Origin of the sequence: Streptomyces sp. NPDC048718 (assembly GCF_043198875.1) — a bacterium.
Lineage (GTDB): Bacteria > Actinomycetota > Actinomycetes > Streptomycetales > Streptomycetaceae > Streptomyces.
This window is the reverse complement of sequence record NZ_JBICVG010000004.1, coordinates 13278-30854: the sequence shown is the minus strand read 5'-3', so window position 1 is coordinate 30854 and position 17577 is coordinate 13278. Positions and strand designations below refer to the sequence as shown.

Annotated in this window: 18 protein-coding genes; 10 read left to right on the top strand and 8 right to left on the bottom strand. The window is 71.9% G+C overall.

Translation table 11 applies throughout. The features are described 5' to 3' along the window. The first annotated feature begins 84 nt into the window (after positions 1–84). Positions 85–720 carry a snapalysin gene (gene snpA / locus ACGFRB_RS08430; protein ID WP_363001419.1) on the top strand — a complete coding sequence of 212 codons (636 nt, stop codon included), beginning with the start codon at positions 85–87 and terminating at the stop codon, positions 718–720. Between the two features lie 101 nt (positions 721–821). On the opposite strand, the gene ACGFRB_RS08425 is transcribed toward snpA, so the two are convergent. The 5 genes from ACGFRB_RS08425 to ACGFRB_RS08405 form a co-directional block, all read right to left on the bottom strand. Further along, positions 822–1244, bottom strand: coding sequence for a DUF6304 family protein (locus ACGFRB_RS08425; protein WP_363001421.1), 423 nt, complete (start codon positions 1242–1244; stop codon positions 822–824). Between the two features lie 127 nt (positions 1245–1371). Continuing rightward, positions 1372–1644 carry a hypothetical protein gene (locus ACGFRB_RS08420; protein WP_393240674.1) on the bottom strand — a complete coding sequence of 91 codons (273 nt, stop codon included), beginning with the start codon at positions 1642–1644 and terminating at the stop codon, positions 1372–1374. 91 nt (positions 1645–1735) lie between these two features. Beyond that, entirely contained in the window at positions 1736–2320 is a 585-nt protein-coding gene (locus tag ACGFRB_RS08415) for a dihydrofolate reductase family protein (RefSeq protein WP_393240671.1), read from the bottom strand. A 102-nt stretch (positions 2321–2422) separates the two neighbouring features. Next, the gene (locus ACGFRB_RS08410) at positions 2423–3475 is read right to left on the bottom strand and encodes a family 2 encapsulin nanocompartment cargo protein polyprenyl transferase (RefSeq protein ID WP_393240668.1); all 1053 of its coding nucleotides are present in this window, start codon (positions 3473–3475) and stop codon (positions 2423–2425) included. A 432-nt stretch (positions 3476–3907) separates the two neighbouring features. Next, positions 3908–5332, bottom strand: coding sequence for a family 2B encapsulin nanocompartment shell protein (locus tag ACGFRB_RS08405; protein WP_363001425.1), 1425 nt, complete (start codon positions 5330–5332; stop codon positions 3908–3910). Between the two features lie 321 nt (positions 5333–5653). Here ACGFRB_RS08405 and ACGFRB_RS08400 point away from each other — a divergent pair, with 321 nt between their 5' ends. Beyond that, complete coding sequence (locus tag ACGFRB_RS08400) at positions 5654–6244, top strand: N-acetylmuramoyl-L-alanine amidase (RefSeq protein WP_393240664.1); 591 nt, start codon at positions 5654–5656, stop codon at positions 6242–6244. Between the two features lie 181 nt (positions 6245–6425). Beyond that, a complete protein-coding gene (locus tag ACGFRB_RS08395; protein ID WP_393240661.1) occupies positions 6426–7406 on the top strand; it encodes a 1-aminocyclopropane-1-carboxylate deaminase/D-cysteine desulfhydrase in 981 nt (326 codons plus the stop codon). Here the strand turns inward: ACGFRB_RS08395 and ACGFRB_RS08390 are convergent. Continuing rightward, positions 7385–8980 (bottom strand): Na+/H+ antiporter, encoded by a 1596-nt coding sequence (locus tag ACGFRB_RS08390; protein ID WP_393240658.1) that lies wholly within the window; start codon positions 8978–8980, stop codon positions 7385–7387. The two genes, ACGFRB_RS08395 and ACGFRB_RS08390, sit on opposite strands and share 22 nt — an antisense overlap. Positions 8981–9190: 210 nt before the next feature. On the opposite strand from ACGFRB_RS08390, the gene ACGFRB_RS08385 reads away from it, so the two are divergent. The 3 genes from ACGFRB_RS08385 to ACGFRB_RS08375 all read left to right on the top strand — a co-directional run bounded on the left by ACGFRB_RS08385 (position 9191) and on the right by ACGFRB_RS08375 (position 11228). Further along, positions 9191–9451 (top strand): UBP-type zinc finger domain-containing protein, encoded by a 261-nt coding sequence (locus ACGFRB_RS08385; RefSeq protein ID WP_361230974.1) that lies wholly within the window; start codon positions 9191–9193, stop codon positions 9449–9451. A 191-nt stretch (positions 9452–9642) separates the two neighbouring features. Then, on the top strand, positions 9643–10056 hold the full coding sequence (locus tag ACGFRB_RS08380) for an anti-sigma regulatory factor (RefSeq protein WP_361230972.1): 414 nt from the start codon (positions 9643–9645) through the stop codon (positions 10054–10056). Beyond that, positions 10053–11228 (top strand): RNA polymerase sigma factor SigF, encoded by a 1176-nt coding sequence (locus tag ACGFRB_RS08375; protein WP_393240653.1) that lies wholly within the window; start codon positions 10053–10055, stop codon positions 11226–11228. Before ACGFRB_RS08380 ends, ACGFRB_RS08375 begins: the two co-directional genes overlap by 4 nt. Before the next feature lie 137 nt (positions 11229–11365). Here ACGFRB_RS08375 and ACGFRB_RS08370 read toward each other — a convergent pair whose 3' ends face one another. After that, entirely contained in the window at positions 11366–11821 is a 456-nt protein-coding gene (locus ACGFRB_RS08370; RefSeq protein WP_363001432.1) for a hypothetical protein, read from the bottom strand. A 74-nt stretch (positions 11822–11895) separates the two neighbouring features. Here ACGFRB_RS08370 and ACGFRB_RS08365 point away from each other — a divergent pair, with 74 nt between their 5' ends. Continuing rightward, positions 11896–12864, top strand: a complete 969-nt coding sequence (locus ACGFRB_RS08365) for a diacylglycerol/lipid kinase family protein (RefSeq protein ID WP_393240650.1) — start codon at positions 11896–11898, stop codon at positions 12862–12864. A 319-nt stretch (positions 12865–13183) separates the two neighbouring features. After that, on the top strand, positions 13184–13441 hold the full coding sequence (locus ACGFRB_RS08360) for a WhiB family transcriptional regulator (RefSeq protein ID WP_003953983.1): 258 nt from the start codon (positions 13184–13186) through the stop codon (positions 13439–13441). Positions 13442–13719: 278 nt separating this feature from the next. Here the strand turns inward: ACGFRB_RS08360 and ACGFRB_RS08355 are convergent, their stop codons facing one another. Continuing rightward, positions 13720–15186: a histidine kinase N-terminal domain-containing protein gene (locus ACGFRB_RS08355; protein WP_393241532.1), complete on the bottom strand. Its 1467-nt coding sequence runs from the start codon at positions 15184–15186 to the stop codon at positions 13720–13722. A 617-nt stretch (positions 15187–15803) separates the two neighbouring features. Here ACGFRB_RS08355 and ACGFRB_RS08350 point away from each other — a divergent pair. Together ACGFRB_RS08350 and nagB are read left to right on the top strand one after the other, a co-directional pair. Further along, positions 15804–16412 carry a LysE family transporter gene (locus ACGFRB_RS08350; RefSeq protein WP_363001434.1) on the top strand — a complete coding sequence of 203 codons (609 nt, stop codon included), beginning with the start codon at positions 15804–15806 and terminating at the stop codon, positions 16410–16412. A 370-nt stretch (positions 16413–16782) separates the two neighbouring features. Then, entirely contained in the window at positions 16783–17568 is a 786-nt protein-coding gene (gene nagB / locus ACGFRB_RS08345) for a glucosamine-6-phosphate deaminase (protein WP_363001435.1), read from the top strand. The last annotated feature ends 9 nt before the right edge of the window (positions 17569–17577 follow it).

The window sequence follows — 17577 nt, the reverse complement described above, 5'->3', positions numbered from 1 at the left end:
TCACGGAGTTATCGCCGAACGGCATCATTCCCGGGACGTTCCGGTGCCCCCGAGACTCTCCTGGACCCCACAGGAGGAGCCCCCATGCGACACCCGAAGATCCTCACGTCCCTGCTGACCGCCGCTCTCGGCGCGGGCCTCACGTTCTCCCTCGCCGCCGCCCCGGCCGGCGCCACCGCGCCTACCCCGGGCGCCGGTTACGCCGGGTCGGCCGAGGAGGCGAAGGCCAACCAGGCGTTCTTCGACGCCGTGCTCGCCTCGGTCGCGAAGAAGCAGGCCGCCGCGCCCGGTGCCACCGCCGTCACGGTGGTCTACAGCACCGCCAACGCGCCGAGCTTCCGCTCGGTGATCTCCAACTCGGCCCGGATATGGAACAGCTCGGTGACCAACGTCAAGCTGGCCGAGGGCTCCAACCCCGACTTCGCCTACTACGAGGGGAACGACTCCCGCGGCTCGTACGCCAGCACCGACGGGCACGGCAACGGCTACATCTTCCTCGACTACGCGCAGAACCAGCAGTACAACTCCACCCGCGTCACCGCCCACGAGACCGGGCACGTGCTCGGCCTCCCCGACCACTACAGCGGGCCGTGCAGCGAGCTGATGTCCGGCGGCGGCCCCGGCACCTCGTGCACGAACTCCACCCCGAACGCCACCGAGCGGGCCCGGGTGAACCAGCTGTGGCAGTACGGGCTGACCTCGGCCCTCAAGGCCGGCTGACCGCGCGCCCCCGCCCGACCCGGCAGGGGTGACCGACCGACAGGGCGGTCCGTACGGCTCCTTCAGCCGTACGGACCGCCCTGCCCCATCCCATCCCTCGCTCAGGCGGCCTGCGCCAGCCGTCCGCCGAAGTCGGATCCGGGTGGCAGCTGCCGCCTGACCCGGTCGAGCGCCTCGCCGAAGTCGCCGCCCGCGATGCCGGACTCGAAGGCGGCGCCCGCGTAGTGCAGTGTCAGGCTGAGGTCGGCGCGTTCGCCGAGGGTCAGCAGGCAGCTGAGCGTCGCCTGCTGGGCGGCGCCGTCCGCGACGACGGGCAGGGGCAGATCCCACTCCAGGACGCACCCGGTGAGCGTCGTTCCACCCCCGTCCGCGGCGGCGCGCAGGGCGGCGAAGCTCGCGCCCTCGTACTCGATTCCCCTGATACGGGTGGCCAGGTGGCCCCCGTCGGCCGTGATGACGATGGATTCCGCACCACGGCGGTCCCGGTACCAGCCGGTCCAGACTTGTGTCGACTCCGATGACATGCGCGGACTGTAGCGGTATGACCGGCTCCCGCGCGCGGCCGGTCACCCGGCAGCCGGACTTCTCCCGTTCTCGCCGTTCTCGCCGGTCGCTCACGTGATAGTGGGTTCCGTTCCCGCTCCGGCCGCTCTAGCGGGCCGGTTCCGAGCCCGGATCGGCGGGGCCTGCGGGGTCCGCTGGGCTTGTGAGGTCCGCTGGACCTGTGGGGTCGGCGGGGTCGGCCGGCTCCGGGGGCTCGTACAGCGCGCAGTCCGGATTGCGGCACGGCAGCACGTCCCACTCCGGCACCCAGGCCCCGAGAACCTTGTGCCGGCGGGCGGCCACCCGCCGTCGCTCCCCGCACGCCGGGCACGGCGGCTCGGCGCGGGGGTCGCGCGTCGTGCGCGGCACCTCCTCGGCCATGCCTCCAGGGTAGAGCGGCGGCTCCGCCATCGCTTCCGGCGTCACCGCTCCCCGTACCGGCGCTCCGCCGCTTCCCCCACCCCTCCCCGCGTCACCGCTTCCTGGTGTACGTGCGCACCACGACCCCGTTGCCGAAGACGCGCACGCCATCGAGGGTGAAGTCCCGGGCGGCGAAGTCCGCGGCGAACATCGGCATACCGGAGCCGTACACCTGGGGGTACGACTTGATGATCAGCTCGTCGACCTCGTCGGCGAGCTGCCCGGCGATCTCCGCGCCGCCGCAGAGCCAGATGTCCAGCGGGCCGTCCTCCGCCTTGAGTTCGCGAATGCGGGCGGCCAGATCACCGCTGACCAGCTCGACATTGGGGTCGGGCGACTCGGCGAGCGAGCGGGTGGCGACGATCTCGCGGAGGTGGGCGTACGGGCTGGTGACGCCGGTGTCCAGGGCGAGGCGGTACGACCCCATGCCCTGGACGACCGTGTCGAACCGCCGGGCGGGCACACCGACGAGACCCGCCGCCTCCCGGAAGGCGGTCGGGACCGTCTCCGGGAATTCGGCGTGCATGAAGGCCATGTACTCCTCGTCCGCGAACGCGTACATGGACGTGGCGTCGCCGTGCGGGTCGCCGATGAAGCCGTCGAGGGAACAGGCCACGTAATAGGTGAGCTTGCGCAAGCCGGTCTCTTTCCATGGGGGGCAGAGGAAGGCGCGGTCGCGTTGACCACTGCATTCATAGTGCTCCGGATGGAGTGGTTACGCAAGCCCTTATGTACGCCCTCAGCGACTGCGCCGCGTCACGAACTCCGCGAGTGCCAGCAGATCCCCCGCCGCCGACAAGTCCGGGACGGCCCGGGACAGTTGCTCCACCGCACTGGCCATCCGCTCCGCCGCCTGACTCTGCGCCCAGTCCCGGCCGCCGGCCCGCTCCACCGCGTCCGCAGCCGCCAGGACCGCCTCGGCGTCCAGCACCGGACGGGCGTACAGCGCGGCCAGCTCCTCGCCCGCCTCGGTCCCGGAGGCCAGCGCGGCCACCACGGGAAGCGACTTCTTATGGGCCATCAGATCGGCCCCGGCGGGCTTGCCGGTGCGCCCAGGATCGCCCCAGATGCCGATCAGGTCGTCGATCAGCTGAAACGCGAGTCCGGCCTCCCGGCCGAAGGCGTCCATCGCCTCGACCGTCTCCTCGTCCGCCCCCGCGTACAGCGCGCCGAGCGCACAGGCGCAGCCGAGCAGGGCCCCGGTCTTGGCGGTGGCCATCGCCGTCACCTCGTCCACGGAAACCTCGCGCGGCGCGCGGCGCTCGAAGGAGCAGTCCGCCTGCTGGCCCGCGCAGAGCTCGATGACACAGGAGGCGAGACGGTTCTGCGCGGCCAGGGCCGCCGGGTGCGGGTCCTCGGCGAGCAGCCGCAGCGCGAGCGCGGACATCGCGTCGCCCGCGAGCAACGCGTCGGGAATGCCGAACACCGCCCAGGCGGTGGGGCGATGACGCCGGGTCGGGTCCTCGTCGACGATGTCGTCGTGGAGCAGGGTGAAGTTGTGGGCCAGCTCCACCGCGGCGGCGGCCCCGGCGGCGGGATCCGGTTCGCCGCCGAGGGCCCGCGCGGCGGCGAGCACCAGGGCGGGCCGGATGGCCTTGCCGGCCGGACCGGCGGCCGGGCTGCCGTCGGCCTCCTCCCAGCCGAAGTGGTAGGCGGCGATGCGCCGCAGATCACCGGGGAGAGTGTCGACGGCGGTACGCAGTCGGGGGCCGACGACGCCACGCGCCCGGTCCAGGAGCCGCAGGGCGCTCCGCTCTCCGGTCGTGGCGGTATCGGCGCTGATCGTGGTCATGGGGTTCGCGGTCACCTTCGTCGCGGCCTGGCGGGCCGGGGGCCGGTCCATGGATCAGGGCCGGAAAGCCGGGGCGTCCGGCGCATGAGGTCGCCCCAGGCCCGCCAGGACCGAGGGTTGGAGTCCCCCCGGGCCCACCGGGACCGGGGGCTGAGGTCCCTCCTGGCCCGCAGGGGGCCGGGAGGGAAGGAGCGCAAGGCGCCGAAGCACCGTGCGGCGGGGCTCTTCAGACGGCCAAAGGCGCGGCGGGCAGGCCGGCCGCGCTCCCGGGCCGTGCCCGGCGTCCCGGCCCCCGCCGGGGTCCGGCCGGGGTCCGGCAATCCGCCGGACAGGCCGGGGAGCGGACGGGCGCCGGGGCGGGGGCAGGTCGGCGGTGCCCACGCCCCGGCGCACCGGCTCGGCTCACCGGACTGGTGCGCTGGTCAGCGCCGGTCAGCGCCGGCGGCCGATCTCCACGTTCTCCAGGACGCCGAGGGCGTCCGGGACGAGGACGGCGGCCGAGTAGTAGGCCGTGACCAGGTAGGAGATGATCGCCTGCTCGTTGATGCCCATGAAACGGCAGGACAGACCGGGCTCGATCTCGTCCGGGAGGCCGACCTGCCTAAGACCGATCACCCCCTGGTCGGACTCGCCCGTACGCATGCACATGATCGAGGTGGTGCCGGCGTCGGTGACCGGGATCTTGTCGCACGGGAAGATCGGCACTCCGCGCCAGGTGGTGATCCGGGTGCCGTCGACGTCGATCGAGTCGGGGACGAGCCCGCGCCGGTTCAGCTCGCGCCCGAAGGCGGCGATGGCGAGCGGGTGGGCCAGGAACAGCCGGGAGTCACGGCGCCGCGAGAGCAGTTCGTCCAGGTCGTCGGGGCCGGGCGCGCCGTCGTGCGGCTGGATGCGCTGTCCGTAGTCGCAGTTGGCGAGCAGACCGAACTCGCGGTTGTTGACCATCTCGTGCTCCTGGCGCTCACGGAGCGCCTCGACCGTGAGCCGCAGCTGGTGCTCGGTCTGGTTCATCGGGTGGTTGTACAGGTCGGCCACACGCGTGTGGATCTTCAGCACGGTCTGGGCGATGCTCAGCTCGTACTCGCGCGGGGACGCCTCGTAGTCCACGAAGGCGTGCGGGATGACGGCCTCGCCGACGTGGCCGGCGGACAGATCGATGGCCGCCTCGCCGTAGGCGTTGGACGGCCGCTCGGGCAGTGCGGCGAACTCCGCGAGATGACCGGCCAGACTGCCCGCCCGCGCGGCGAGGTTCTGCACCTCGGTACGGGTGAGCTCCAGGATCGTGCAGCTCGTGGCCGCGCGGGCGGTCCACTCCCAGGTGGCGTCCGGGTCGGTGAGCGCGTCCTCGCCGAAGTAGGCGCCGTCGGCGAGGACTCCGAGGATCGCCTCGTCCCCGTACGGCCCCTCGCCGACCTGCTCGACCTTGCCGTGGGCGAGGAGGTGGACCCGGTCGGTCGGCTCGCCGCGGCCGGCGATGACCTCGCCCGCCGCGTAGACGCGCTGGCGGCAGCGGGCCGCCAGTTCGTCCAGGGCGGCCGCGTCGTCGAAGCCGCGCAGGGCGGGGAGTTCGCCGAGTTCGGCGGGGATGACGGCGACCCGCTCACCGGTCTGCACGAAGGTGACGCGGCCGTCCCCCACCGCGTAGCTGAGCCTTCGGTTCACGCGGTACGCGCCACCGTTCACCTGCACCCAGGGCAGCGTCCGCAGCAGCCAGCGGGAGGTGATCTCCTGCATCTGCGGGGCCGACTTGGTGGTGCTGGCGAGGTTCCGCGCGGCGGCGGTACCGAGACTCTGCTGCGGTGCGGCCTGATCCGCGCGGATCCCGTCGCCAACCGAACCAACCGAACCAACAGACATGGAACTCCCTCTCGTACGACAGATCTGCGAGAGGAAGCCTTTCAGCACGGACCGTACTCACGCCATTACACAAAAGAGTGGGTGTGAAGAGCGTCCGATCGGGGCAAGGCGCGCGCTTTCCACCCCCGCCCGCCCCGTAATGCACCCGTCCGGGTCACCCGCGCGGGTGCGCACCGCATGGACGATCGCTCCACGAACCGGCCCCAGGATGTCCGGATCGGCTCGCACACGGTCCGAACAGATGGCAGCGGAGCTGGGCCCTCCGGTACTCCGGATGAGGCATCGCAATTTCGCGTGCCTGGCCTGAAAAAGGAGCCAGCCATGGCCACACCCATGTCCGCGAGCCGCTTCCTCTCCGCACTGCGCGACGAGGGTCTGACGGTCGTCGAGGTCGGCGACTGGAGTCACCACAACCGCAACAGCAAGGGCTCCTGGGGGCCCGTCCACGGCGTGGTGATCCACCACACCGCCACCCAGGGCACCGACGGCACCGTCCGCGTCTGCCGGGACGGCTACACGTCACTGCCGGGGCCGCTGTGCCACGGCGTGATAGCCAAGGACGGCACCGTCCACCTGGTCGGCTTCGGGCGGGCCAACCACGCGGGCGCCGGCGACCCCGACGTCCTCCAGGCGGTCATCGCCGAGCGGGACCTCCCCCCGGACAACGAGGCCAGCACGGACGGCAACCGCCACTTCTACGGCTTCGAGTGCGAGAACCTGGGCGACGGCCAGGACCCGTGGCCCGCGGCGCAGCTCGACGCCATCGCCAAGGCCGCCGCGGCGGTGTGCCGGGTGCACGGCTGGACCCAGCGCTCGGTCATCGGCCACCTGGAATGGCAGCCCGGAAAGGTCGATCCGCGCGGCTTCACCATGGCGTCGATGCGCGAGCGGATCGCCGGACGCCTGGACTGACCGGGCCCAGGGCCCGGGGCCGAGGCCCAGGATCCGGGCCTCGGGCCTCGGGCCTCGGCCCCGGGAACCGCCGGGGCCCGGACGCCGGTCGGGGCGGGGGCCGGTGTCCGAACCCGGGTGCCGGCCTCCAGATGCGGGCCCCGGCGCCCCGATCCCCGCCCCGACCGGCGACAATGTCCGGGTGAACGCGTTCGATCCCGCCCGGCTGCGGCCCCGGCTCCCATCCCCTCTGGAGCCGGTGGAGGACGAGCGCCTCACCCGGTACGGGCTGACGCTGCTGCTCAAGCGGGACGATCTGATCCACCCCGATCTGCCCGGCAACAAGTGGCGCAAGCTCGCGCTCAATCTCCGGGCCGCCGACGGCCGTCCGGTGCTCACCTTCGGCGGCGCGTACTCCAACCACCTGCGGGCCACGGCCGCCGCGGGCCGGCTCCTCGGCTTCGCCACGATCGGTGTCGTACGCGGCGACGAGCTGGCCGGCCGGCCGCTGAACCCGTCGCTCGCGCGCTGCGCGGCCGACGGCATGCGCCTGGTGTTCGCCGACCGCGCCACGTACCGCGAGAAGCACCGCCCCGAGGCCCTGGCCCGGCTGCTGGCCCTGGCCGAGGCCCCGGCGAAGACGTACGTCGTGCCCGAGGGCGGCAGCAACGCCCTGGCCGTCCAGGGCTGCGTGGAGCTGGGCCGGGAACTGGCGGGGCAAGCCGACGTGGCGGCCGTCGCGGTCGGCACCGGCGGCACCCTGGCGGGCCTCGCGGCAGGGCTCGCCCCCGGACAGCGGGCACTCGGCGTCCCGGTCCTCAAGGGCGGCTTCCTCGGCGCGGAGGTCCGGGCGCTCCAGGAGGCCGCGTTCGGCGGTCCGCGCGGCGACTGGTGGCTCGACGAGCGCTTCCACTGCGGCGGCTACGCCCGTACCACCCCGGAACTCGACGCTTTCGCAAGGAATTTCGAAGAGCGGCACGGGATGTGGCGCACACTCGCCATCGAACGACTGTATGTGGCCAAAATGCTGCACGCCGTGGTGACGCTGGCCGCCGAGGGAGCCTTCACCCCCGGCACCCGGATCGCGGCCGTGATCACCGGCGCCCCGGAACCCCGGGCCCCTGGCTCCGACCCCACGAAGACCGGTACCGACCCCGAGGCTCAGCCCGCCTCCTCCCGGTAGGCCGCCGCCTCCTCCAGGTCGAGCCGGCGCAGCAGCGTCCGCATCATCTCGTCGTCGATCCGGCGGGCGTCGCGCAGCCGCACGAAGACCTCCCGTTCGGCGTCGATCGTCTCCCGTGCCAGCCGCCGGTAGGTGTCGTCGACGGTCTCGCCGGTACGTTCGTCGACCGCGCCGAGCCGCTCCCAGACGGAGTTGCGGCGCCGCTCCATCACCGCGCGGAGCCGGTCGGCCAGCGGCTTCGGAAGGGCGCCCCGCTCGTCGGCGAGCAGGGCTTCGAGCCGCTCCTCCGCCGCCTGCGACGCCTCGCTCTGGGCCTGCGCCTCGACCAGGGTCTCCCGGGTGCGGTCGCGGCCGGGCAGCTTCAGGATCCGGATGAGCGGCGGCAGGGTCAGCCCCTGCACCACGAGGGTGCCGATGACCGTGGTGAAGGTCAGGAAGAGGATCAGGTTGCGGGCCGGGAACGGCGCGCCGGCCGCGGCGACCGGGATGGAGAAGGCGATGGCCAGCGAGACCACCCCGCGCATCCCGGCCCAGCCCACGATCACCGGCGCCCGCCAGTCCACCCCGGGCTCCCGTTCCCGGATCCGGGCGGACAGCCACCGGGGCAGGAAGGTGGCCGGGAAGACCCAGACGAAGCGCACCACGACCACGAAGACGAAGACCCCCACCGCGTATCCGGCGGACTCCGCGATCCCGAACGGGCCGAGGCCCCGCACCACGTACGGCAGTTGCAGACCGATCAGCGCGAAGACGGCCGACTCAAGGACGAAGGCCACCATCTTCCACACCGCCTCCTCCTGGAGCCGGGTGGCGAAGTCGACCCGCCAGGCGTGGTGGCCCAGGAAGAGCCCGACCACGACGACCGCGAGCACCCCGGAGGCGCCGACCTGTTCGGCCGCCGCGTACGCGACGAACGGCACGAGCAGCGACAGGGTGTTCTGGAGCAGCGCCTCGCGCAGATGCGTACGGAGCCAGTGGATCGGGACCTGGAGGATCAGACCGACGACGATGCCGCCGACCGCCGCGAGCGCGAACTCCTCCAGGCCGCCCGCCCAGCCGATCCCCTCGCCCACGGCGGCGGCGAGGGCGACCTTGTACGCGGTGATGGCGGTGGCGTCGTTCACCAGGGACTCGCCCTGGAGGATGGTGGTGATCCGGTGCGGCAGCCCGAGTTTGCGGGCGATGGCGGTGGCGGCGACCGCGTCCGGCGGGGCGACGACCGCGCCGAGGACGAGCGCGGCGGTCAGCGGCAGATCGGGGACGAGGGCGTACGCGAGCCAGCCCACGGCGACGGTCGCGAAGAGCACGTAGCCGACGGAGAGCAGGGCGACGGGCCGGATGTTCGCGCGCAGGTCGAGGTAGGAGGAGTCGACGGCGGCCGTGTAGAGCAGCGGCGGCAGGATCAGCGGCAGCACGATGTGCGGGTCGAGGGTGTAGTCCGGGACGCCGGGCACGTACGAGGCGAGGAGGCCGGCCGCGACCAGGAGCAGCGGCGCGGGCACCGGGGTCCGGCGGGCGAAGCCAGCGACGGCGGCGCTCGCCGCGACCAGTCCCACCAGGTGCAATGCGTCCATGCCCGCCTGTCCGTCCGTCCCCGTCGTGCCCGTCCGTCGCCGCCGTGCCCACCGTGCCCGCGGTGCGCGTCGTGGACGTGCGCGGTCCCCGGTCGCCCCGTCATGTCCCGTCGCGTCCCGTCATGCCGCCGCGCCGGCCCGGTCCTCGCGCCGTCTCCCGACCCTTCGCCGCGTGCCGACGGCGCGCGGCCACAACGTAACCTGGCCATCATGAGCGAGTGTCCGCACGTTGCCGAACTGCCGCGCCCCGAACCGGCTCCGCTGAACGCCACCTGCCCCCAGTGTCTGGCCGACGGCACGCACCCGGTCCAGCTGCGGCTCTGTCTGACCTGTGGGCACGTGGGGTGCTGCGACTCGTCGGCGGGACGGCACGCGACCGCGCACTTCGGTACGACGGGTCACCCGGTGATGCGTACGTTCGAGCCGGGTGAACACTGGCGCTGGTGCTTCGTGGACGGTTCGATCGTCTGACGTGTGGGTACGTCACCCCTCCGCGGGTTCTCCGCGGCCGCCGTGCGGAGGTGGTCCTTCCGGACCCCTGGCGACACGGCGGGAAGGATCGCGATAGCGTCTCGGCGGACCGCGCGACCACCGCGTACCGCACCGGTCCTGGGGGCTCCTCCCCGGACCCCGAAAGAGCATGTGCCACCTTGGAGGTGAGGGTGTCCCAGATCGCAGGCGAGCCCGGGACCCAGGACTTCGTGGAAGTCCGGCTGCCCGCTGCGGGTGCCTACCTGTCCGTGCTGCGTACGGCCACGGCCGGTCTCGCGGCGCGTTTGGACTTCACTCTGGACGAGATCGAGGACCTTCGTATCGCCGTCGACGAGGCGTGCGCGATCCTGCTCCAGCAGGCGGTGCCGGGGTCGGTACTGAGCTGCGTGTTCCGATTGGTCGACGACGCGCTCGACGTCACCGTGTCGGCCCCGACGACCGACGGCCGGGCGCCGGAGCGGGACACCTTCGCGTGGACGGTGCTCTCGGCGCTGGCCGGGAAGGTGGAGTCGTCCGTCGCCGAGGACAAGACGGTCTCCATCAGCCTGTACAAACAGCGCGGCGCGGGGCCAGGCCCGGCGTGAGGAACGGGGAGGCGACGGCCGGCATCCCTGAGCAGCAGGCACGGCCGCATCCGGAGGCCGGCGCCGGGGCCGAGGTCGCTACGGATCACGCGGAGCAGGCGGACCAGATGAGCGAGCACGAGCAGCACGACGCGGTGCCGAAGACCCCGGCCCCCCGGGAGCCCTCGGACTCCGGTGGCCACTTGCGCGAGCGCGCGCGGGCGGGCGGCGCGGAGCGCGACGAGCACGCGGACGCGGACGACGGCCTCGCAGACCACACGGCCGACGAAGAGCACGCCGGTCACACGGACAACGCCGACGAAGCCGACGAAGCCGACGACGCAGGCCGCGCGGACCACGGCGGCGGTCGCGAGGGCCGCACCGCTCCCGCGGGGCGCGGCGGAGCCGGGACCCACGCGGGTCGCGGGGCCGCCGATCCGCACGACCGCAGCGGGGCCCGGGCCCTCTTCGTCGAGCTGCGCGACATGCCGGAGGGCTCCGCCGAGCGGGCCGCGCTGCGCGACCGGCTGGTCCGGATGCATCTGCCACTGGTGGAGCATCTGGCCCGGCGCTTCCGCAACCGGGGCGAGCCGCTCGACGACCTGACGCAGGTGGCGACGATCGGCCTGATCAAGTCGGTGGACCGGTTCGACCCGGAGCGCGGGGTGGAGTTCTCCACGTACGCGACCCCGACGGTGGTCGGCGAGATCAAGCGGCACTTCCGCGACAAGGGCTGGGCGGTGCGGGTGCCGCGCCGGCTCCAGGAGCTGCGGCTCTCGCTGACGACGGCGACGGCCGAGCTCTCGCAGCTGCACGGGCGCTCGCCGACCGTGCACGAGCTGGCCGAGCGGCTCGGGATCTCCGAGGAGGAGGTCCTGGAGGGGCTGGAGTCGGCGAACGCCTATTCCACGCTCTCGCTGGACGTCCCGGACACGGACGACGAGTCGCCGGCGGTCGCGGACACCCTGGGCGCGGAGGACGAGGCCCTGGAAGGGGTCGAGTACCGGGAGTCGCTCAAGCCGCTCCTGGAGGACCTGCCGCCCCGGGAGAAGCGGATCCTGCTGCTTCGCTTCTTCGGGAACATGACGCAGTCGCAGATCGCGCAGGAGGTCGGCATCTCGCAGATGCACGTGTCCCGGCTCCTCGCGCGCACGCTCGCGCAGCTGCGGGACAAGCTCCTCGTGGAGGAGTGAGCGCGGACGGTCCTATGCCAGGGCCCGCCGGGGCAGCGCGCCCCGGCGGGTCCTGGCATATGCGCGAACGAACGACGGGTGCGGAGGTACGGATGGGGTCGCCCGCACCGCTTCCGTTACGAGGCCCGCCGCTCCCGCTACGAGGCGTCCTGGCCCGGGCGCCTGATGCCGAGCGCCTCGGTGGTGGAGGGGCCGGCCAGCAGAACGAGTCCGCTCACGGCGAGGATCGCGAGGGCGATGCCCGCCGGGATCATGACGCTGTCGGCCTGGAGCAGCTGCCAGGCGACGGGCAGCGCCAGGATCTGGGTGATCACCGCGGGGCCGCGGCTCCAGGAGCGCCGCATCAGCAGTCCGCGGGCGGCGGCGAACGGGATCAGCCCGAGCGCGATCAGGGTGACCGCGCCCATCAGGGCGGAGGTCGGATCGTCGGGGTGGCCGGTGACACTTGTCACCAGGAGGTAGAGACCGCCCGCCAGGAGGGCGAGGGCCTCGACGCCGGCCACCGCGGCGGCCGCGGTGAGCCGCCGGGGCCTCGGGCCCTGGTCCGTGGGCTCCGCGGCCCGCTCCGTACTGCTCTTGTCGGCGCTGCTCATACCAGGCAGGGTAGCCGGACCGGGTCCGGCACCGGAGTGGGCCCGTGTACCGCCGGGTAGGTACGCTGGCGGTCATGCGCGCGCTTCTCGTGGTCAACCCGGCAGCAACCACCACCAGTGCGCGCACCCGTGATGTGCTGATCCACGCGCTGGCCAGCGAGATGAAGCTGGACGCGGTGACCACCGAGTACCGCGGGCACGCCCGTGACCTGGGCCGCAAGGCGGCGGAGTCGGACGACATCGACCTGGTGGTGGCGCTCGGCGGCGACGGCACCGTCAACGAGGTGGTGAACGGGCTGCTGCACGGGGGGCCCGATCCGGAGGGGCTGCCGGGGCTCGCGGTGGTGCCGGGCGGTTCCACCAATGTCTTCGCGCGAGCGCTCGGTCTGCCGAACGATGCCGTGGAGGCCACCGGCGCCCTGCTCGACGCGCTGCGCGAGCGGCGGACCCGGACGGTCAGCCTCGGACTCGCGTCCGGGACCCCCGACACCGAGGACGAGGGAGTGCCGGAGCGCTGGTTCACCTTCTGCGCGGGGCTCGGCTTCGACGCGAGCGTGATCGGGCGGGTCGAGCAGCAGCGGGAGCGGGGCAAGCGTTCGACGCACGCGCTCTATCTGCGTCAGGTGATGCGCCAGTTCCTGGGCGAGCGGAACCGCCGGCACGGGACGATCACCTTGGAGCGGCCGGGCGAGGATCCTGTGGAGGATCTGGTCCTGTCGATCATCTGCAACACCTCGCCCTGGACGTATCTCGGCAACCGGCCGGTGTACGCGTCGCCGGACGCGTCCTTCGACACGGCGCTCGACGTGCTCGGACTGACCCGGCTGTCGACCGCGGCGGTCGCCCGGTACGGCACCCAGCTGCTCACGTCGACCCCGGAGCGCGGGCCGCGCGGCAAGCACGCGATATCCCTGCACGACCTCACCGACTTCACCTTGCATTCGAAGGTTCCGCTCCCCCTCCAGATGGACGGAGACCACCTCGGACTGCGTACGAGCGTGACGTTCACAGGCGTACGCCGTGCACTGCGTGTGATTGTGTGACCAGAAGGACCGAAAGTCCTTCCACTCGAACGTTTAGGCTGCCATCCACCCCCTAGATGTACGGCTGTGACGGAGCCGACACCGAGGATTCCAAAAAAACTTTCCAGAAGGGGTTGTATCCGCTGCCGAGGTTTGCGAGTCTCTTCTTGGCGATCGGGACGGCCCGCAAGACCAGCCTCCACTGAAAGCCAGAACCCCTCCTCAAACCCAGGACCACACCAGTTCACCTGGCAGTCGGCCCTTCCCTTGTCGGGGGATTCGTGAAAGCGTTCACATTCACAAGCACATCCTGCACGTAACACCAAGAGAGGTAGCAGCCATGGACTGGCGTCACAACGCCGTTTGTCGTGAGGAAGACCCCGAGCTGTTCTTCCCCATCGGCAACACCGGTCCTGCTCTGCTGCAGATCGAGGAAGCCAAGGCCGTCTGCCGCCGCTGCCCCGTCATGGAGCAGTGCCTGCAGTGGGCGCTCGAGTCCGGCCAGGACTCCGGCGTCTGGGGTGGCCTCAGCGAGGACGAGCGTCGCGCGATGAAGCGCCGCGCCGCCCGCAACCGGGCGCGCAACGCCAGCGCCTGAGCCACCCGTTACGGACCGAGGCCGGCGGCGCGCACATCGTGTACGCAATCACCGCCCCTTGAGCCGCAGCGCGCGCAGTAACCCACAGCATTCGAGCCCCGGGCCGATTTTTCGGCCCGGGGCTCGCTGCTGTGTCCGCACCGCGTTCGCCTTTGTGCGTTCCGTGACCGAACGCCTTCGAAGGATCTTCGAGGCTTCTTCGAAGGATCTTTGAAGGGATTTCGAACGGCCTTTTCCTAAAGGGCCGTTGGAATACGGAGCGAAGACTGACGATCCGTCTATTTCTGCGGACGCACAGGAATGTCGAGCACCACCCGGGTACCGCGCTCCGCGCCCGGCTGCATGTCGAAACCGCCGCCGAGTTCCCCCTCCACCAGGGTGCGCACGATCTGGAGACCGAGGTTTCCGGCCCGCTGCGGATCGAATCCCTCGGGCAGTCCGCGACCGTCGTCCTTCACGGTGATCAACAGCCTGGCGTCCAGTCGTGACTCGCCGCGTACGGCGGTGACTTCGACGGTGCCCTGCTCCCCCGGCGCGAAGGCGTGCTCCAGGGCGTTCTGGAGGATCTCGGTGAGCACCATGGCGAGCGGGGTGGCGACCTCGGCGTCGAGAATGCCGAAGCGGCCGTTGCGCCGGCAGGCGACCTTGCCCGGGGAGATCTCCGCGACCATCGCGATCACCCGGTCGGCGATGTCGTCGAACTCGACCCGCTCGTCGAGGTTCTGGGACAGCGTCTCGTGCACGATGGCGATCGAACCGACGCGCCGTACCGCCTCGTTGAGCGCCTCGCGCCCCCGCTCGGAGTCCATCCGGCGGGCCTGGAGCCGCAGCAGGGCCGCCACCGTCTGGAGGTTGTTCTTCACCCGGTGGTGGATCTCCCGGATGGTGGCGTCCTTGGTGATCAACTCGCGCTCGCGGCGACGCAGTTCGGTGACGTCCCGGAGCAGGACGAGCGAACCGATGCGGGTGCCCTTGGGCTTGAGCGGGATGGCGCGCAGCTGGATCACCCCGTCGTTGCCCTCGACCTCGAACTCCCTCGGGGCGTATCCGGAGGCCATCTTGACCAGGGCCTCGTCCACCGGGCCGCGGGAGGGGGCCAGCTCGGTGGTGATCTGGCCGAGGTCCTGGCCGACCAGGTCGGCGGCGAGGCCGAGCCGGTGGTACGCGGACAGGGCGTTGGGCGAGGCGTACTGGACGACACCGTCGGCGTCGAGACGCATCAGCCCGTCGCCGGCCCGGGGAGAGGAATCCATGTCGACCTGCTCGCCGGGGAAGGGGAACTCGCCGGCGGCGATCATCTGCGCGAGGTCGGAGGCCGACTGGAGATAGGTCAGCTCCAGCCGCGACGGGGTCCGCACGGTGAGCAGATTGGTGTTGCGGGCGATGACGCCGAGGACCCGGCCCTCACGGCGGACGGGGATGGACTCGACCCGGACCGGGACCTCCTCACGCCACTCGGGGTCGCCCTCCCGCACGATCCGGCCCTCGTCGAGCGCCGCGTCGAGCAGCGGCCGGCGGCCGCGCGGGATCAGATGGCCGACCATGTCGTCCTGGTAGGAGGTGGGGCCGGTGTTGGGCCGCATCTGCGCGACGGAGACGTACCGGGTGCCGTCGCGGGTCGGAACCCACAGGACCAGGTCGGCGAAGGAGAGATCGGAGAGCAGCTGCCACTCCGAGACCAGCAGGTGGAGCCATTCGAGGTCGGACTCGCCAAGAGCGGTGTGCTGGCGTACGAGGTCGTTCATGGAGGGCACGGGTGCGAGAGTACCCGCGGAATGAATAGGCGGTGAACCTGGATCTCCGGGCGTCCGTGGTGGAGTATGGGGGACACGTGGAAACGATCGTTCACCTGCGTGGACAGGCGAGAATGGTCTAGTCCACAATATTTCCGCAAGCCTCCACCCTCCCCGCACAGGAGGGTGGACGAGGCCACCCGGCGCTCTCTGCCCTGACTGCGCCATGGCCTCCTCACGGCCGGGGACCGCACACCCACGGCCGGGCAACTCCGGGCTGCGGTGCCAGATGGGCTGAGGGTCCCGTCAGGCGCCGCGGCCCGCGGGTCTTTCCGCGGCCTTCCGGGTCCTTCCGGGTCCTTCCGGAGCACGGTGCGAGCAGTCGAGCCAGGTGACCACGATCCGGTCGCCGGCGCGTGCGACCGGGAGCGCCACTCTCGCCACGTGGACACCGACGGCCCCGAACCTGCCATTCACCGACCCGATCCGGTCAGTCGTGCCGTTCCCGCTTGATGACGCCGCCCCTTGCGGAAATCGTTTGCCCGACCGCGGCACACCGCGGCACACGCCCCCGGCCGGGAGATGTTCCGCTGGGCTTCCGGGCTGGACGACACCCCAGGAGTCCCGTCATGGCCGAAGTCGTCGCGGTCGCCGTCATCACCGTCCTCGCGGTCATCAGCCCGGGCGCCGACTTCGCCGTGATCGTACGGAACAGCTACCTCCACGGACGCACCGCCGCGTTCCTCAGCGCGGCCGGCATCAGCCTCGGGGTCCTGGTCCACGTCACCTACACCATGCTGGGCGTCGGCCTCTTGCTCGCCAGGACTCCGCAGCTGTTCACCGCCCTGAAGATCGTCGGGGCCTGCTACCTCGTCTGGATCGGCTACAAGACCTTCTCCTCGCGCGCGGAAGTGGACACCACCGCCGCCCAGGGCGCCCTCACCGGCGGCCAGGCCCTGCGGAACGGATTCTTCACCAACGCCCTCAATCCCAAGACGATGCTGTTCGTCGTGAGCACCTTCACCCAGGTCGTCCACCACGACACCCCGGTCGTCCAGCAGGCCGGATACGGCCTGTTCATGGCACTCGCCCACCTGGGATGGTTCAGCCTCGCCGGCGTCCTTTTCTCCTCCGGCACCCTGCGCGCCCGGATGCTGCGACGGCAGAAGGTCCTGAACCGCTCCATCGGCGGCGTCCTCGTCGCCCTCGGCATCTCCCTCGTCTTCGCCTCCGCCTGACGCGACGCGACCGCTCCCACCCCGGCCCGCCCCGCGCTCTCCCCGGCCCCTTCCCAGGCCCCTTCCCAGGCCCCTTCCGAGGCCCCTCTTCCGGCCTCTCCACCGCGCCGCACGCCCCCTTTCGCGCCCCCTCGCGCCCCGCCCGCGCCTCCGCCATCCGAGTGGCTGCCGGGGCCCGTGCGGCAGACGATGAGAAGCGGGCCCTCGCGGCGCCCCGCGCCCCCGCGCCCACGGCCCCCGAACGAGCCCGGAAGAGCCGGGAAGAGCTGTCCGGGAACCGCACAAACGGCCCCCGCTCTGCTAGATTTGAGGAGATTGGTCTATACCACCTCGGTCCTCACCAGCCCCTGATCAGATCGGCAGGCACAGCGTGGAAGTTGTCATCGTCAAGGACGCCAAGGCCGGCGGCGAGCTGATCGCGGACGGCATCGCCGGTCTCCTGCGCCGCAAGCCCGACGCGCTGCTCGGCGTGGCTACCGGATCGACGCCGCTGCCCATCTACGACGCGCTGACCGCCCTGGTCCGGGCCGGCTCCGTGGACGCCTCGCGCGCGCGGATAGCCCAGCTCGACGAGTACGTGGGCCTGCCGGCCGGGCACCCCGAGTCGTACCGCTCGACCGTGCTGCGCCAGGTCGTCGAGCCGCTCGGCCTCACCGAGGAGCGGTTCATGGGGCCGGACGGCTCCGCCGAGGACGTCCAGGCCGCCTGCGAGGCCTACGACAAGGCGCTGGCCGAGGCGGGCGGGGTCGACCTCCAGATCCTGGGCATCGGCACCGACGGGCACATCGGCTTCAACGAGCCCTGCTCCTCGCTCGCGTCCCGGACCCGGATCAAGACGCTCACCGAGCAGACCCGGATCGACAACGCGCGCTTCTTCGACGACGACATCGAGCAGGTGCCGCACCACGTCATCACCCAGGGCATCGGCACCATCCTGGAGGCCCGCCACCTGGTGCTGCTGGCCACCGGCGAGGGCAAGGCCGAGGCCGTCGCGCAGACCGTCGAGGGCCCGGTCGCCGCGCTCGTCCCGGCCTCCGCGCTCCAGCTGCACCGGCACGCGACGGTCGTCGTGGACGAGGCCGCCGCCTCGAAGCTGAAGCTCGCGGGCTACTTCCGCCACACCTTCGCGAACAAGCCCGCCTGGCAGAGCATCTGACCGCTTCCC

What these genes read in the sequence shown, in the direction of transcription:
- snpA (WP_363001419.1), top strand. Translation starts at nt 85, where the DNA reads ATGCGACACCCGAAGATCCTCACGTCCCTGCTGACCGCCGCTCTCGGC.
- ACGFRB_RS08425 (WP_363001421.1), bottom strand. Translation starts at nt 1,244, where the DNA reads ATGTCATCGGAGTCGACACAAGTCTGGACCGGCTGGTACCGGGACCGC.
- ACGFRB_RS08420 (WP_393240674.1), bottom strand. Translation starts at nt 1,644, where the DNA reads ATGGCCGAGGAGGTGCCGCGCACGACGCGCGACCCCCGCGCCGAGCCG.
- ACGFRB_RS08410 (WP_393240668.1), bottom strand. Translation starts at nt 3,475, where the DNA reads ATGACCACGATCAGCGCCGATACCGCCACGACCGGAGAGCGGAGCGCC.
- ACGFRB_RS08405 (WP_363001425.1), bottom strand. Translation starts at nt 5,332, where the DNA reads ATGTCTGTTGGTTCGGTTGGTTCGGTTGGCGACGGGATCCGCGCGGAT.
- ACGFRB_RS08400 (WP_393240664.1), top strand. Translation starts at nt 5,654, where the DNA reads ATGGCCACACCCATGTCCGCGAGCCGCTTCCTCTCCGCACTGCGCGAC.
- ACGFRB_RS08390 (WP_393240658.1), bottom strand. Translation starts at nt 8,980, where the DNA reads ATGGACGCATTGCACCTGGTGGGACTGGTCGCGGCGAGCGCCGCCGTC.
- ACGFRB_RS08385 (WP_361230974.1), top strand. Translation starts at nt 9,191, where the DNA reads ATGAGCGAGTGTCCGCACGTTGCCGAACTGCCGCGCCCCGAACCGGCT.
- ACGFRB_RS08370 (WP_363001432.1), bottom strand. Translation starts at nt 11,821, where the DNA reads ATGAGCAGCGCCGACAAGAGCAGTACGGAGCGGGCCGCGGAGCCCACG.
- ACGFRB_RS08365 (WP_393240650.1), top strand. Translation starts at nt 11,896, where the DNA reads ATGCGCGCGCTTCTCGTGGTCAACCCGGCAGCAACCACCACCAGTGCG.
- ACGFRB_RS08360 (WP_003953983.1), top strand. Translation starts at nt 13,184, where the DNA reads ATGGACTGGCGTCACAACGCCGTTTGTCGTGAGGAAGACCCCGAGCTG.
- ACGFRB_RS08355 (WP_393241532.1), bottom strand. Translation starts at nt 15,186, where the DNA reads ATGAACGACCTCGTACGCCAGCACACCGCTCTTGGCGAGTCCGACCTC.
- ACGFRB_RS08350 (WP_363001434.1), top strand. Translation starts at nt 15,804, where the DNA reads ATGGCCGAAGTCGTCGCGGTCGCCGTCATCACCGTCCTCGCGGTCATC.